This is a genomic window from Pseudomonas halotolerans, assembly GCF_039581215.1.
Taxonomy (GTDB): Bacteria; Pseudomonadota; Gammaproteobacteria; order Pseudomonadales; family Pseudomonadaceae; genus Aquipseudomonas; species Aquipseudomonas tehranensis.
Map to the genome: position 1 here is coordinate 175,213 of NZ_JBCNTJ010000004.1, position 13,300 is coordinate 188,512.

The following is a 13,300-nucleotide window of genomic DNA, read 5'->3' on the forward strand; positions in this document are numbered from 1 at the left end:
TCATTCCCACAGAAGCTCGCGCACAGTGGGGGCGATTTATTTACGCGCCACAATCACCGCCCGCATCGGCGCCGGCAGGCCTTCGATGGTCTTGCTGTGGTCGGCGGGGTCGAGAAAGTCGCTCAGCGACTGATATTTCATCCACTCAGTGCCGCGCTGTTCTTCCACCGTCGTGATGCTCACGTCGACGCAACGCACATCGCTGAACCCGGCGCGGCGCAGCCAGCGTTCCAGGGCCGGGACCGAAGGCAGGAACCAGACGTTACGCATCTGCGCGTAGCGATCCTCGGGCACCAGCACCTGATGTTCGTCGCCCTCGATCACCAATGTTTCCAGGACCAGCTCTCCGCCCTTGACCAGGCAGTCCTTGAGCGCCAGCAGATGCTCGATCGGCGAGCGGCGGTGGTAGAACACGCCCATGGAAAACACCGTGTCGAAGCCTTCCAGCTCCGGCGGCAGGGCCTCGAATGGGAAAGGCAGGTGCCAGGCGTTGGGCTGCGCGAGGTAGCGCTGCACCGCCTGGAACTGGCAGAAGAACAGCCAGTTGGGGTCGACGCCGATCACCGTATCGGCCCCGGCGCCGAGCATCCGCCACATGTAATAACCGTTGCCACAGCCCACATCGAGAATGCGCTTGCCCGTCAGGTCCAGGTGCGGGGCCACCCGCGACCACTTCCAGTCCGAACGCCATTCGGTATCCACATGCACGCCAAACAGATCGAAAGGCCCTTTGCGCCAGGGCGACAGGCCCATCAGCGCGGTGCGCATCTGTGCACGGGTTTCGTCGCTGCAATCGGTGTCGAGGGTCAGGCCGTTCAGCAGGTCGACCCGGCTCGGTTGCAGCACTGGCAAGGCATCGAGGGCGCTCTGCCAGCGCTCCAGGTCGCCATGACCCTTTTCCATTTTGCTGTCCAGTTGCGTTTGCAACGTCGCTGCCCAATCGGCCAGGGGGGTGCCGGCCAGATGGCGGGCCAGGGGAGACAGATCAATCATGGCAGCGCAATCAACGAGGTAAAGTTAAGACACTGGAACCACGGCACGACTTTCGAGAAACCGGCCGCCAGCAGGCGTTCGCGGTGTTCTTCGAGGCTGTCGGGTTTCATGACGTTTTCGATGGCGCTGCGTTTCTGGGCAATCTCCAGCTCGCTGTACCCGTTGGCGCGCTTGAACGCCACATGCAGGTCGGTGAGCAGCGCGTGCTCTTGTTCATCGTTAAAGCGCAGCTTTTCCGAGAGGATCAATGCACCGCCGGGCAGCAGGGACTGGCGGATGCGGCTCAACAAGGCGGTACGTTGATCCGGCGCGATGAATTGCAGGGTGAAGTTCAGCGCAACCACCGAGGCCGGCTGGAACGTCAGGGCGAGGATGTCGCCTTCGATCACTTCAACCGGTAGCAACTCCTGGAACATCGAGTCCTGGCCGTTAAGGTACTCGCGGCAGCGCTCAACCATGGCCGCCGAGTTATCCACCGCAATCACTCGGCAACCGTCGGTGCGCACATGGCGGCGCAGCGCCTGGGTCACCGCGCCCAGGGACGAACCCAAGTCGTAGAGGACGGTGCCCGGCTGGGCAAATTGCGCGGCGAGCACGCCAAGGTTCTCGACGATGGTCGGGTAACCCGGCACCGAACGTTTGATCATGTCCGGAAACACCCGCACCACGTCCTCGTTAAAGGCGAAGTCAGGCACCTGGGCCAGGGGCTGGGCGAATAGACGATCGGGTTCTTTGCTCACGGCAGTTCCAGCGGCATGGGTGGTGAAAAGGCCGGCATTTTAACCAAAAAACCTCTGGGAGCGAGCCTTTGTGGGAGGCAAGCTTGCTCGCTGGCTCAATGCGGTTTTTGGCTGAACGCTGACGCCGCAATCCCCCACTGGCCCAGCCAATAGCTGATGATGATCAGGTAAGGCGCGGCATGAAAGGGCGCCACGAAGCGGTTGATGCCAATGACACTGTCGGAAAATACAAACGCCAGCGCCCCGGCAGCGGCCAGCCAGGCCGAACGTTCGGGGACTTCAGTGCCCAATCGCGCCAGCGCACGCCAGAGCATGGCGCTGATGGCCAGGCCATAGACAATCACCGGGACCAGCAAAGGCCCGAGACCGCTTGATATCAGAATTCCCAGCAGCGTTGCCCCAAGCCCCAAGGCCAGGGCCAGTGAGAGCAACGCCGGACGGCGACAGTCGCTGAGGTAGGCTTTCAGGTAGGCCAGGTGCGCCAGCAAAAACACGCCAAGGCCAAACACGAACAGATCCCCTGGCCAAGCCAGCAGCACATCGCCCACCAGCGAGAAAATCAATCCCAGGCTGATCCAGCGCCGATATTCGCTGGGTGGCGCATCGTGCAGCCAGCCGAGCAGGGCCAGTACTGGCATCGGCTTGACCAGCAGGCACAGCAGGGTGGCATGCACCGTGAGCCCGTACACATAGGTGGCCGCGCCCATCAATGCAAGGATCAGCCAACCCATGGTCAATTCACCGAAATGGCGCAGTCGAAGGTTTCCACCGGCGGTACTTCAGGTGCCCAGGGCTGTTGATAAGTCAGGCGCAAGCGACCGGTTCCAGCCGCAAATGCCTGGAAACGCCAGGTGGATACCCCGGCCGCGCCGACGATGCCGGCGTCTTCCGGGTTACGGTAAACCTCAGGTCCCAAGGCCTTCAACACGCCGCCAGCCGAATCCTGGATCGCCCAGCGATAGCCAGTGCTGGGGTTGCTGGGCAAATTCAGGATCAGGTTCTGGCCGTTAGTGAGCTGCACCGGGCACTGGCTCAGTTTTTCCACGGTCACGTTGTGTTTCGGTTGCGTGGCACAGGCACTCAGCAGGGCAAGGCTTACAGGGACGAGCAGGCGGGTGAGGGACATAAGGGCTCCGGCATTCACGACGAACGGCGAGCATAACCGAAGATGCTACTGGGTGTGTCAGGTGGGGATATGTTGTTGCTGATGACGCCATCGCGGGCAAGCCATTGCTCCCACAATGGATCTTGGTTGCACACACAATCTGTGAGCGACATCGACCTCTGTGGGAGCAAGGCTTGCCCGCGATGGGGCCCGCACAGGCGCTACAGAATTATCAGAACAACACCTTAGCCACATCAGCAAACCGCTTGGCAAAGTGCACGGTGACGCCTTCCTTGAGGTAGTCCGGCAGCTCTTCGAAGTTGCCCCGGTTGGCTTCCGGCAGGATCAGCTCATTGATTTTCTGCCGTCGCGCCGCGATCACTTTCTCGCGCACCCCACCAATGGGCAGCACGTGCCCGGTGAGGGTCAGTTCGCCGGTCATGGCCACGCCTTTTTTTGGTGCCTGGTTGCGTGCCAGGGACAGCAAGGCGCTGGCCATGGTCACCCCGGCACTCGGACCGTCCTTGGGGGTGGCGCCTTCCGGTACATGCAAGTGAACGAAGGCTTCGTCGAAGAACTTCGGATCGCCACCAAATTGCTTCAGATGCGAGCTGACGTAGCTGTGGGCGATTTCCGCTGACTCTTTCATCACCTCCCCCAACTGCCCGGTGAGCTTGAAGCCGCGATTGAGCGTGTGGATGCGCGTCGCTTCGATCGGCAGGGTCGCGCCGCCCATGCTGGTCCAGGCCAGGCCGGTAATCACACCGACGCCGGACAGCACTTGCTCGTTGCGGAACACCGGCTTGCCCAGGGATGCCTCGAGGTCCTTGGGCCCGAGCTTGATCACGGCCTTCGGGTCGTCGATCAGTTTCATCACCGCCTTGCGCACCAGCTTGCCCAGCTGTTTCTCCAGCTGCCGCACCCCGGCTTCACGGGCATAGCCGTCGATCAGGGCCTTGAGGGCGCTGTCGGAGATATTCAGGCTGCCTTTGGACACGCCGGCCTTGGCCAGTTGTTTGGGCCACAAATGGCGCTTGGCGATGGCGATCTTCTCTTCGGTGATATAGCCCGACAGGCGAATCACTTCCATCCGGTCCAGCAGCGGCCCGGGGATCGAGTCCAGGGTGTTGGCGGTGCACACGAAGAGCACTTTCGACAGGTCCAGGCGCAGGTCCAGGTAGTGATCGAGGAATTCGACGTTCTGCTCCGGGTCGAGGGTTTCCAGCAGGGCCGAGGCCGGATCGCCCTGGTAGCTCTGGCCCATCTTGTCGATCTCGTCGAGCATGATCACCGGGTTCATCACTTCGACGTCCTTGAGCGCCTGCACCAGCTTGCCCGGCTGGGCACCGATGTAGGTGCGCCGATGGCCCTTGATTTCGGCTTCATCGCGCATGCCGCCGACGCTGAAGCGGTAGAACGGCCGCCCCAGGGTTTCAGCGATGGATTTGCCGACACTGGTCTTGCCTACCCCCGGTGGTCCCACCAGCAGCACGATGGAACCGCTGATTTCGCCTTTATAGGCACCTACGGCGAGAAACTCGAGGATGCGGTCCTTGATGTCGCCCAATCCGGCGTGGTGCTGGTCGAGCACCTTGCGCGCGTGCTTGAGGTCGAGCTTGTCCTGGCCGTACACGCCCCATGGCACCGACGTCGCCCAATCGAGGTAATTGCGGGTGACGGCGTATTCCGGCGAGCCGGTTTCCAGGATCGAGAGCTTGTTCATTTCCTCTTCGATGCGCTTTTGCGCCTGGGCCGGCAGGTCCTTGCCCTCCAGCCGTTGCTCGAATTGTTCGAGATCGGCGCTGCGGTCGTCCTTGGTCAGCCCCAGCTCTTGCTGGATAACCTTCAGCTGCTCCTTGAGGAAGAATTCGCGCTGATGTTCGCCAATCTTGTTATTGACCTCGGCAGAAATCTCCTTCTGCAACCGCGCGACTTCAACTTCCTTGCGCAGCATCGGCAGCACTTTTTCCATGCGTTTGAGCATGGGGACGCAATCGAGCACTTCCTGCAGCTCACTGCCGGTGGCCGAGGTGAGCGCAGCGGCAAAGTCAGTCAGGGGCGAAGGGTCGTTGGGGCTGAAGCGGTTGAGGTAGTTTTTCAACTCTTCGCTGTACAGCGGATTGAGTGGAAGCAGTTCCTTGATCGCATTGATCAACGCCATGCCATAAGCCTTGACCTCGTCGGTCGGCTCGCTTGGCTGGTGCGGGTATTCGACTTCCACCAGGTACGGTGGGCGATGGTGCTTGAGCCAGGTACGGATGCGAACGCGGGTCAGGCCCTGGGCAACGAACTGCAGTTTGCCGCCTTCGCGACTGGCGTGGTGCACCTTGACCAGCGTGCCGTACAGCGGCAACGCCGACGTGTCGAAGTGGCGCGGGTCTTCCTGGGGCGTGTCCATGAAAAACAGCGCCAGGGAATGGTGTTCGGATTTGGCAACCAATTCCAGGGTTTCGGCCCAGGGTTCCTCATTGACAATGACCGGCAGCACCTGGGCCGGGAAGAACGGGCGATTATGGATTGGAATGATGTAGACCTTGTCCGGCAGGTTTTGCCCGGGCAGGGCCAGGCCAGTGCCGGAGGAGGTGTGTTCGATGTGTTCGGGGTCAGCGTAATCGTTTGTGGCTTCAGTAGAGTGCTGGTCGCTCATGGGGCACCTGCGCAATGGGGTATGGGTCTTAGATGGGGCAGGTGAGGGGTGGTTTCAATGGTGGGCGATTGTTAGCTGTTATTTCATTGGCGGGTTTGACGTCCGTAGGAGCTGTCGAGCGAAACGAGGCTGCGATCTTTCCACAAACGCTTGAGGTCCAAGTGAAAGATCAAAAGATCGCAGCCTCGCTTCGCTCGTCAGCTCCTCCGCAGTTCGGGATTCGCGTCAGTCTTCAGGTCAGGCAACCCTGTTCAAATCATTATGGCGCGTCTCTTTCAGGCACAGCACCGCGATCACGCTGAGCACCGCGGCTGCCGAGACATAACCGCCGACGTAGCTCAAACCGCCCATTGCCACCAGTTTCTGGGCAAAGAACGGGGCTGCCGAAGCGCCGACGATGCCGCCCAGGTTGTAGGCGGCCGAGGCGCCGGTATAGCGCACATGGGTGGGGAACAGTTCCGGTAGCAAGGCGCCCATGGGGGCGAAAGTCACGCCCATCAGAAACAACTCGATGCACAGGAACAGCGCCACGCCCCAGGTCGTTCCTTGGGTCAGCAAGGGTTCCATGAGGAAACCCGAGGCAATCGCCAGCACACCCCCGATGATCAGAATCGGTTTGCGCCCGTAGCGGTCGCTGGCCCAGGCCGACAGCGGCGTCGCGGCGGCCATGAACAGCACTGCAAAGCACAGCAGGCCGAGGAAGGTTTCGCGGCTGTAGCCAAGGGTGGCTACGCCGTAGCTCAGGGAAAACACGGTCGAGATGTAGAACAGCGCATAACACACCACCATCGCCGCGGCGCCCAGCAATGTCGGCGCCCAGTACTGGCTGAACAGCTCGACCAGCGGCACTTTCACCCGTTCCTGACGGGCCATGGCATCGGCGAATACGGGGGTTTCATGAAGCTTGAGTCGCACATAGAGGCCGACGATCACCAGCACCGCACTGAGCAGGAACGGGATCCGCCAGCCCCAGGAACGGAACTGCTCGTCGTCCAGGGTCATGGCCAGGGTCAGGAACAGCCCGTTGGCCGCCAGGAAACCAATGGAAGGCCCCAACTGGGGAAACATGCCGAACCAGGCGCGTTTGCCCTTGGGTGCGTTCTCGGTGGCGAGCAGCGCCGCGCCGCCCCATTCACCGCCCAGGCCTAGCCCCTGACCAAAACGCAGCACGCACAGCAGGATCGGCGCCCAGGCACCAATGCTGGCGTAACCGGGCAGCACGCCGATCAGCGTGGTACATACTCCCATCAGTAGCAGGGACGCCACCAGCGTGGACTTGCGCCCGATCCGGTCGCCGAAATGGCCGAACAGCGCCGAGCCCAACGGGCGAGCGAGGAAGGCGATGCCGAACGTCAGGAAGGACGAGAGCATTTGTGCCGTGCCTGAAGTCTGCGGGAAGAACACCGGCCCAATCACCAGGGCCGCAGCCGTGGCGTAGACGTAGAAGTCATAGAACTCGATGGCTGTGCCGATGAAACTGGCGGTCGCCACGCGAGTGGCGGAGTTCGTCGGCGGGGCAGACACAGCTTCGTTGCAAGTGGTCGTTGTCATGCGGTGATCCCTGACAGTCATGTGCTCCATTGGAGCGAATTATTATGGTCGAACTCCCTCGGGCCGCTGGCGCTGTTTCCGGTAGGAACAGTCCCAGGGTTGATGCAGATTTTGCCGATGGACTGGCCGGAACCGGTTGGGTGCGGGGTAAGCACAAGGTTCGGGCGGCGCTGGATAAGCGGGTTGAGTATAGGAAGGGTGCTAACGAATCGACAATATCTATTGACGCCGAAGCGAGCTTTTGTGGCGAGGGGATTTATCCCCGTTGGACTGCGAAGCAGTCCCAAAAAACGTTGCGCTGAATCTGATGCAACTGAGCTAATTAGTTGGGGCGGCTGCGCGACCCAGCGGGGATAAATCCCCTCGCCACAACAGTGTTTCACCTTGAGCTCGTGGGGAATCAGGAAACTGCAGGCACCGAACTGTTGTGCCACACCAGCACCTGGCTGACGCGGTTATCCACGGTTTCGATGATTTCCAGGCGATAGCGGCCGATCTTCAGGCAGACCGGGCTTTCGGGAATGGTTTCCAGCGCCTCGGTCACCAGGCCATTGAGAGTCTTGGGGCCTTCACAAGGCAGGTGCCAGCCCAGCGTTCTGTTCAGTTCGCGGATTGATGCGGCACCGTCGATCAAAAGTCGACCATCAGGCTGGGGATGAACGTGGGGGTTGTCGAGGCTGTGCTCGCTTTCGAACTCCCCGACGATTTCTTCAAGGATGTCTTCCAGGGTGACGATGCCCAGCACTTCGCCATATTCATCTACCACCATGCCCAGACGCCGTTGCTGCTTGTGGAAATTCAGCAATTGCAGCTGCAGTGGCGTGCTTTCGGGGACGAAGTAGGGTTCGTGGCAGGCAGCCAGCAACGCTTCCTGGGTCAGGCTCGCGTCCTTGAGCAGGTGGCGGATCTGGCGGGTGTTGAGCACTGCTTCGACCTGATTGATGTCACTGTGAAACACCGGCAGGCGAGTGCGGCGGTTCAGGCGCAGTTGCTCAATGATCTCACCGATGGGGTCGTCGAGGTTGATGCCATCGACCTCGCTGCGGGGCACGAGAATATCGTTGACGGTAATGTTGTCCAGAGCATGGATGCCGGAAACCGGGTGCGGCCGGCCGCTGCTGTATTCGGGTTCGTGATCGTTGCGCGCGGGTGTGGGCATCTCATCGTCGTTTTGCTGTACCACGCTTGCCTGGCGGGCAAACGGACGCAGCAGCAATTGACTGATGCCATTCAACAGCCAGGCAAATGGATACAGAAGCTTCAAGGGCACGCCAAGCAGGGCGTTGCCTAATGCCAACACCGCATCGGGGTGGCGGGTGGCCAAGGTGCGCGGCAGGTAGTCGGCAAAGACCAGCAGGGCCGCGCTGGTACCGAGCCACGCCACCCAGGGGCCGTGTTGCAGCCAGGTAAAGACTGCCAGCCACGTGCCGATAACGACCGCCAGGGCGCGGCAGAGGGTATTGCACAGAATCAGACTGTCCCGCGGGAAGCTCAGCTTCGCCAGTGGCTTGTCACCGGCGCGCGAAGCCTTGCGTTGGGCCAGCAAATGCTGCTGGGCGGCTTCGATGGCCGTGAACAGGGCGGACCAGAGAATCAGCACGACCAGTACAGCGAACAGCGGCCCCACGGGCAACCTATCCATTAGAGCCGTCCGTCAGACATGCAGAATGTATTCACGAACCAGCTTGCTGCCGAAATACGCCAGCATCAGCAGGCAGAAACCGGCCAGGGTCCAGCGAATGGCTTTATGGCCGCGCCAGCCCAGACGGTTGCGGCCCCACAGCAGTACGCTGAACACCACCCACGCCAGGCACGCCAACAGGGTTTTGTGCACCAGGTGCTGGGCGAACAGGTTCTCGACGAACAACCAGCCAGAAATCAGCGACAGCGACAGCAGTGTCCAGCCGGCCCAGAGGAAACCGAACAGCAGGCTTTCCATGGTTTGCAGCGGCGGGAAGTTGCGGATCAGCCCGGAGGGGTGCTTGTGCTTGAGCTGGTGATCCTGCACCAGCAGCAGCAAGGCCTGGAACACCGCGATGGTGAACAGGCCGTAGGCGAGGATCGAGAGCAGTATGTGGGCCAGGATGCCCGGTTCTTCATCAATGATCTGCACCGTGCCCGACGGCGCGAATTGCGCCAGCAGCACCGTGGCCAGTCCCAGCGGGAAAAGCAGCACCAGCAGGTTTTCCACCGGGATCCGTGAGCAGGCCAGCAGCGTCAGGGCGATCACGGCCACGGCAATGAGGCTGGCGGCGTTGAAGAAGTCCAGGCCCAGGCCAATGGGCGTCATCAGGTGGGTATAAAGGCTGGCCGCGTGGCCGAGCACCGCCAGCACGCCAAGTATGACCAGCAGGCGTTTGTTCGCCTTGGCGCCGGAGGCCAGGCGGGAGCCTTGATAGAAGGTCGCAGCGGCATAAAGACAAGCGGCGGCGAGGGAGGCAAGCAAACTGGGTGACAAGGGGAGCATAAATCCTGTTAGGCAGGCCCGAAAGGCGCTGAGTTTGGCATACAATCCCCATCGCACGAAAGACCAGCGCAACTGACGGCGAGGTGTGCGCCGGGCGCAGTCTTCGCTATAATCCGCGACCTGCCCACGCCGCAGGCTCGCCGAGCACACTTTTTACGGTCTGGGCCGCCATTATCCCGGTCATATCTGGGCCTGAAAGGATCGCGCATGTTTGAAAACCTAACCGACCGTCTCTCGCAGACGCTGCGCCATGTTACCGGCAAGGCGAAGCTGACCGAGGACAACATCAAAGACACCCTGCGCGAAGTGCGTATGGCGTTGCTTGAAGCCGACGTCGCCCTGCCGGTGGTCAAGGACTTCGTCAATTCGGTCAAGGAGCGCGCCGTCGGCGCCGAGGTGTCGCGCAGCCTGACGCCGGGCCAGGCGTTCGTGAAGATCGTCCAGGCCGAACTCGAAAGCCTGATGGGCGCCGCCAACGAAGACCTGAACCTGAGCGCCGTGCCGCCAGCGGTGGTGCTGATGGCCGGCCTGCAGGGCGCGGGCAAGACCACCACGGCCGGCAAGCTGGCGCGCTTCCTTAAAGAGCGCAAGAAGAAGTCGGTGATGGTGGTGTCCGCGGACATCTATCGCCCGGCGGCGATCAAACAGCTCGAAACCCTGGCCAACGACATCGGCGTGACATTCTTCCCGTCCGACCTGAGCCAGAAGCCGGTGGACATTGCCCAGGCGGCCATTAAAGAAGCAAAACTGAAATTCATCGACGTGGTCATCGTCGATACCGCCGGTCGCTTGCACATCGACGAAGAGATGATGGGCGAGATCAAGGCGCTGCATGCCGCGATCAACCCGGTGGAAACCCTGTTCGTGGTTGATGCCATGACCGGCCAGGACGCGGCCAACACCGCCAAGGCGTTCGGTGATGCACTGCCGCTGACCGGCGTGATCCTGACCAAGGTCGACGGTGATGCCCGTGGTGGCGCCGCGCTGTCGGTCCGTGCCATCACCGGTAAGCCGATCAAGTTCATCGGTATGGGCGAGAAGAGCGAAGCGCTCGAGCCGTTCCACCCCGAGCGTATCGCCTCGCGCATCCTCGGCATGGGCGACGTGCTCAGCCTGATCGAGCAGGCCGAGCAGACCCTCGACAAGGACAAGGCCGACAAACTGGCCAAGAAGCTGAAGAAGGGCAAGGGTTTCGACCTCGAAGACTTCCGCGATCAGTTGCAACAAATGAAGAACATGGGCGGCCTCGGCGGCCTCATGGACAAACTGCCGAGCATCGGTGGGGTAAACCTGGCGCAAATGGGTAATGCCCAGGGCGCGGCTGAAAAGCAGTTCAAGCAGATGGAAGCCATCATCAACTCCATGACCCCGGCCGAGCGCCGCGACCCTGAGTTGATCAGCGGTTCGCGCAAACGCCGCATCGCCATGGGGTCCGGCACCCAGGTGCAGGACATCGGTCGCTTGATCAAGCAGCACAAGCAGATGCAGAAGATGATGAAGAAATTCTCCGCCAAGGGCGGGATGGCCAAGATGATGCGCGGCATGGGCGGTATGTTGCCCGGCGGCGGCATGCCGAAAATGTAAAGAATCTGCGCCGGCTGTCATGTCGGCGTTGCCCCGCACGGATGCGGGGATCTCCAGCAAACCCGTGCTGCACGGGAGCTGACCTGCCGTTTTTCATGACGGCTCTATGGCAAATCTTGATCGCACGGCGCCAGGCGCCGGAAAAAGACATTTGCAAAAGTCCGGATATTCCTTAGAATATGCGGCCTTTCGGGCACCTATGCCCGCTGTGCATTTAGATTTGCAGCACCGACTACAGGAACGATGTTCACATGCTAACAATCCGTCTTGCCCTTGGCGGCTCCAAAAAGCGCCCGTTTTACCACCTGACCGTAACCGACAGCCGCAACCCGCGTGACGGTTCCCACAAGGAGCAGGTTGGTTTCTTCAACCCTGTTGCCCGTGGTCAGGAAGTTCGTCTGTCCGTGAACCAAGAGCGCGTAGCCTACTGGCTGAGCGTTGGTGCACAACCTTCTGAGCGTGTTGCTCAGTTGTTGAAGGAATCGGCTAAGGCTGCGGCCTGAGCAATATGAACGCGACGCCAAAAGATGCTGATGATTTGATCGTTGTCGGCAAAATCTATTCTGTTCATGGCGTTCGCGGCGAAGTGAAGGTTTATTCCTTTACTGATCCGATCAAAAACCTGTTGGACTACAAAACCTGGACGCTCAAGCGCGAAGGTAGCGTGAAACAGGTTGAGCTGGTCAGCGGACGTGGGAACGACAAGTTCCTGGTCGCAAAGCTCAAGGATCTTGATGATCGTGAAGAAGCACGTCTTCTGGCCGGTTTTGAGATCTGCGTGCCACGCAACCTGTTCCCTGAACTGACCGACGGCGAGTACTACTGGTACCAGCTGGTGGGTCTGAAGGTCATCGACCACCTCGGGCAACTGCTCGGGAAAATCGATCACCTGCTCGAGACCGGTTCGAACGATGTCATGGTGGTCAAGCCTTGCGTCGGCAGCCTGGATGATCGCGAACGCCTGTTGCCCTATACCGAGCAATGCGTGTTGGCCGTTGACCTTGCAGCAGGCGAGATGAAGGTGGAATGGGATGCGGATTTCTAAACGTGGCTAATTTGCGCGTTGAAGTCATCACGTTGTTTCCCGAGATGTTTTCCGCCATCAGCGAGTACGGCATAACCAGCCGCGCGGTGAAACAGCAGCTGCTGCAGCTGACCTGTTGGAATCCGCGGGACTACACCACGGATCGGCATCACACTGTGGACGATCGCCCGTTTGGCGGTGGTCCGGGCATGGTGATGAAGATCAAGCCCCTGGAAGACGCTCTGGTTCAGGCCAGAACCGCAGCCGGGGAGGGCGCGAAGGTGATTTACCTGTCGCCCCAAGGCCGCCAGCTGACTCAGTCGGCGGTACGCGAGCTGGCGAATTCGGATGCATTGATCCTGATTGCCGGCCGTTATGAAGGCATTGACGAGCGTTTTATTGACGCTCATGTCGATGAAGAGTGGTCGATTGGCGACTATGTACTGTCTGGCGGCGAGCTGCCGGCGATGGTGCTGATCGATGCGGTTACACGACTGCTGCCTGGAGCTTTAGGGCATGCAGATTCCGCCGAGGAAGATTCCTTTACGGATGGTCTGCTGGATTGCCCGCACTACACCCGACCGGAGGTGTATGCGGATCAGCGTGTTCCCGACGTATTGCTAAGTGGCAATCACGCGCACATCCGGCGTTGGCGTTTACAGCAGTCCCTTGGTCGGACCTATGAACGACGCGCCGATCTTCTGGAAAGCCGCTCGCTTTCTGGAGAAGAGAAGAAGCTGCTCGAGGAATATATCCGCGAGCGGGACGATAGTTCACAACGTATCGATGGTAAGTCCGACGACTTGCCTTAGGAGCACAGCATGACTAACAAAATCATTCTTGCACTCGAAGCAGAGCAGATGACCAAAGAAATCCCTACCTTTGCCCCGGGCGACACCATTGTCGTTCAGGTGAAAGTGAAGGAAGGCGACCGTTCGCGTCTGCAAGCGTTCGAAGGCGTTGTTATCGCCAAGCGTAACCGCGGCGTAAACAGTGCATTCACCGTTCGTAAAATCTCCAACGGTGTTGGCGTAGAGCGTACTTTCCAGACCTACAGCCCGCAAATCGACAGCATGGCTGTCAAGCGTCGCGGTGATGTGCGTAAAGCCAAGCTGTACTACCTGCGTGACCTGTCGGGTAAAGCAGCTCGCATCAAGGAAAAACTGGCTTAAGTCCAGCTTCCGATGCA

13 protein-coding genes are annotated in these 13,300 nt (G+C 60.4%); 5 read left to right on the forward strand and 8 right to left on the reverse strand.

Features of this window, described 5'->3' with window-relative positions; all coding sequences use genetic code 11:
- Window positions 1–36: 36 nt before the first annotated feature.
- From cmoB to AAIS01_RS07590, 8 genes are all read right to left on the reverse strand, one after another.
- Window positions 37–993 (reverse strand): tRNA 5-methoxyuridine(34)/uridine 5-oxyacetic acid(34) synthase CmoB, encoded by a 957-nt coding sequence (cmoB, locus tag AAIS01_RS07555; RefSeq protein WP_343468479.1) that lies wholly within the window; start codon window positions 991–993, stop codon window positions 37–39.
- Window positions 990–1,733 carry a carboxy-S-adenosyl-L-methionine synthase CmoA gene (gene cmoA / locus AAIS01_RS07560; RefSeq protein ID WP_343468480.1) on the reverse strand — a complete coding sequence of 248 codons (744 nt, stop codon included), beginning with the start codon at window positions 1,731–1,733 and terminating at the stop codon, window positions 990–992. Before cmoA ends, cmoB begins: the two co-directional genes overlap by 4 nt.
- Window positions 1,734–1,828: 95 nt before the next feature.
- Window positions 1,829–2,464 carry a lysoplasmalogenase gene (locus AAIS01_RS07565; protein WP_343468481.1) on the reverse strand — a complete coding sequence of 212 codons (636 nt, stop codon included), beginning with the start codon at window positions 2,462–2,464 and terminating at the stop codon, window positions 1,829–1,831.
- A 2-nt stretch (window positions 2,465–2,466) separates the two neighbouring features.
- Entirely contained in the window at window positions 2,467–2,859 is a 393-nt protein-coding gene (locus tag AAIS01_RS07570) for a protease inhibitor I42 family protein (protein WP_343468482.1), read from the reverse strand.
- Window positions 2,860–3,070: 211 nt separating this feature from the next.
- Entirely contained in the window at window positions 3,071–5,485 is a 2,415-nt protein-coding gene (gene lon, locus AAIS01_RS07575) for an endopeptidase La (protein WP_092402660.1), read from the reverse strand.
- Between the two features lie 237 nt (window positions 5,486–5,722).
- On the reverse strand, window positions 5,723–7,036 hold the full coding sequence (locus tag AAIS01_RS07580; RefSeq protein WP_343468483.1) for an MFS transporter: 1,314 nt from the start codon (window positions 7,034–7,036) through the stop codon (window positions 5,723–5,725).
- 400 nt (window positions 7,037–7,436) lie between these two features.
- Entirely contained in the window at window positions 7,437–8,678 is a 1,242-nt protein-coding gene (locus AAIS01_RS07585; protein ID WP_343468484.1) for an HlyC/CorC family transporter, read from the reverse strand.
- Window positions 8,679–8,690: 12 nt separating this feature from the next.
- On the reverse strand, window positions 8,691–9,503 hold the full coding sequence (locus AAIS01_RS07590; RefSeq protein WP_343468485.1) for a cytochrome C assembly family protein: 813 nt from the start codon (window positions 9,501–9,503) through the stop codon (window positions 8,691–8,693).
- A 207-nt stretch (window positions 9,504–9,710) separates the two neighbouring features.
- On the opposite strand from AAIS01_RS07590, the gene ffh reads away from it, so the two are divergent.
- The 5 genes from ffh (at window position 9,711) to rplS (ending at window position 13,283) form a co-directional block, all read left to right on the forward strand.
- Window positions 9,711–11,087, forward strand: coding sequence for a signal recognition particle protein (ffh, locus tag AAIS01_RS07595; protein WP_047227501.1), 1,377 nt, complete (start codon window positions 9,711–9,713; stop codon window positions 11,085–11,087).
- 251 nt (window positions 11,088–11,338) lie between these two features.
- Window positions 11,339–11,590: a 30S ribosomal protein S16 gene (gene rpsP, locus AAIS01_RS07600; protein ID WP_003198088.1), complete on the forward strand. Its 252-nt coding sequence runs from the start codon at window positions 11,339–11,341 to the stop codon at window positions 11,588–11,590.
- Between the two features lie 5 nt (window positions 11,591–11,595).
- Window positions 11,596–12,132: a ribosome maturation factor RimM gene (gene rimM / locus AAIS01_RS07605; RefSeq protein WP_047227502.1), complete on the forward strand. Its 537-nt coding sequence runs from the start codon at window positions 11,596–11,598 to the stop codon at window positions 12,130–12,132.
- A complete protein-coding gene (gene trmD / locus AAIS01_RS07610; RefSeq protein ID WP_343468486.1) occupies window positions 12,114–12,923 on the forward strand; it encodes a tRNA (guanosine(37)-N1)-methyltransferase TrmD in 810 nt (269 codons plus the stop codon). The genes rimM and trmD overlap by 19 nt, the downstream gene beginning before the upstream one ends.
- 9 nt (window positions 12,924–12,932) lie before the next feature.
- Entirely contained in the window at window positions 12,933–13,283 is a 351-nt protein-coding gene (rplS, locus tag AAIS01_RS07615; protein ID WP_003175895.1) for a 50S ribosomal protein L19, read from the forward strand.
- Window positions 13,284–13,300: the final 17 nt, after the last annotated feature.

What these genes read in the sequence shown, in the direction of transcription:
- rimM (WP_047227502.1), top strand. Translation starts at nt 11,596, where the DNA reads ATGAACGCGACGCCAAAAGATGCTGATGATTTGATCGTTGTCGGCAAA.
- AAIS01_RS07565 (WP_343468481.1), bottom strand. Translation starts at nt 2,464, where the DNA reads ATGGGTTGGCTGATCCTTGCATTGATGGGCGCGGCCACCTATGTGTAC.
- AAIS01_RS07590 (WP_343468485.1), bottom strand. Translation starts at nt 9,503, where the DNA reads ATGCTCCCCTTGTCACCCAGTTTGCTTGCCTCCCTCGCCGCCGCTTGT.
- rplS (WP_003175895.1), top strand. Translation starts at nt 12,933, where the DNA reads ATGACTAACAAAATCATTCTTGCACTCGAAGCAGAGCAGATGACCAAA.
- lon (WP_092402660.1), bottom strand. Translation starts at nt 5,485, where the DNA reads ATGAGCGACCAGCACTCTACTGAAGCCACAAACGATTACGCTGACCCC.
- ffh (WP_047227501.1), top strand. Translation starts at nt 9,711, where the DNA reads ATGTTTGAAAACCTAACCGACCGTCTCTCGCAGACGCTGCGCCATGTT.
- AAIS01_RS07585 (WP_343468484.1), bottom strand. Translation starts at nt 8,678, where the DNA reads ATGGATAGGTTGCCCGTGGGGCCGCTGTTCGCTGTACTGGTCGTGCTG.
- AAIS01_RS07580 (WP_343468483.1), bottom strand. Translation starts at nt 7,036, where the DNA reads ATGACAACGACCACTTGCAACGAAGCTGTGTCTGCCCCGCCGACGAAC.
- rpsP (WP_003198088.1), top strand. Translation starts at nt 11,339, where the DNA reads ATGCTAACAATCCGTCTTGCCCTTGGCGGCTCCAAAAAGCGCCCGTTT.
- AAIS01_RS07570 (WP_343468482.1), bottom strand. Translation starts at nt 2,859, where the DNA reads ATGTCCCTCACCCGCCTGCTCGTCCCTGTAAGCCTTGCCCTGCTGAGT.
- cmoB (WP_343468479.1), bottom strand. Translation starts at nt 993, where the DNA reads ATGATTGATCTGTCTCCCCTGGCCCGCCATCTGGCCGGCACCCCCCTG.
- trmD (WP_343468486.1), top strand. Translation starts at nt 12,114, where the DNA reads ATGGGATGCGGATTTCTAAACGTGGCTAATTTGCGCGTTGAAGTCATC.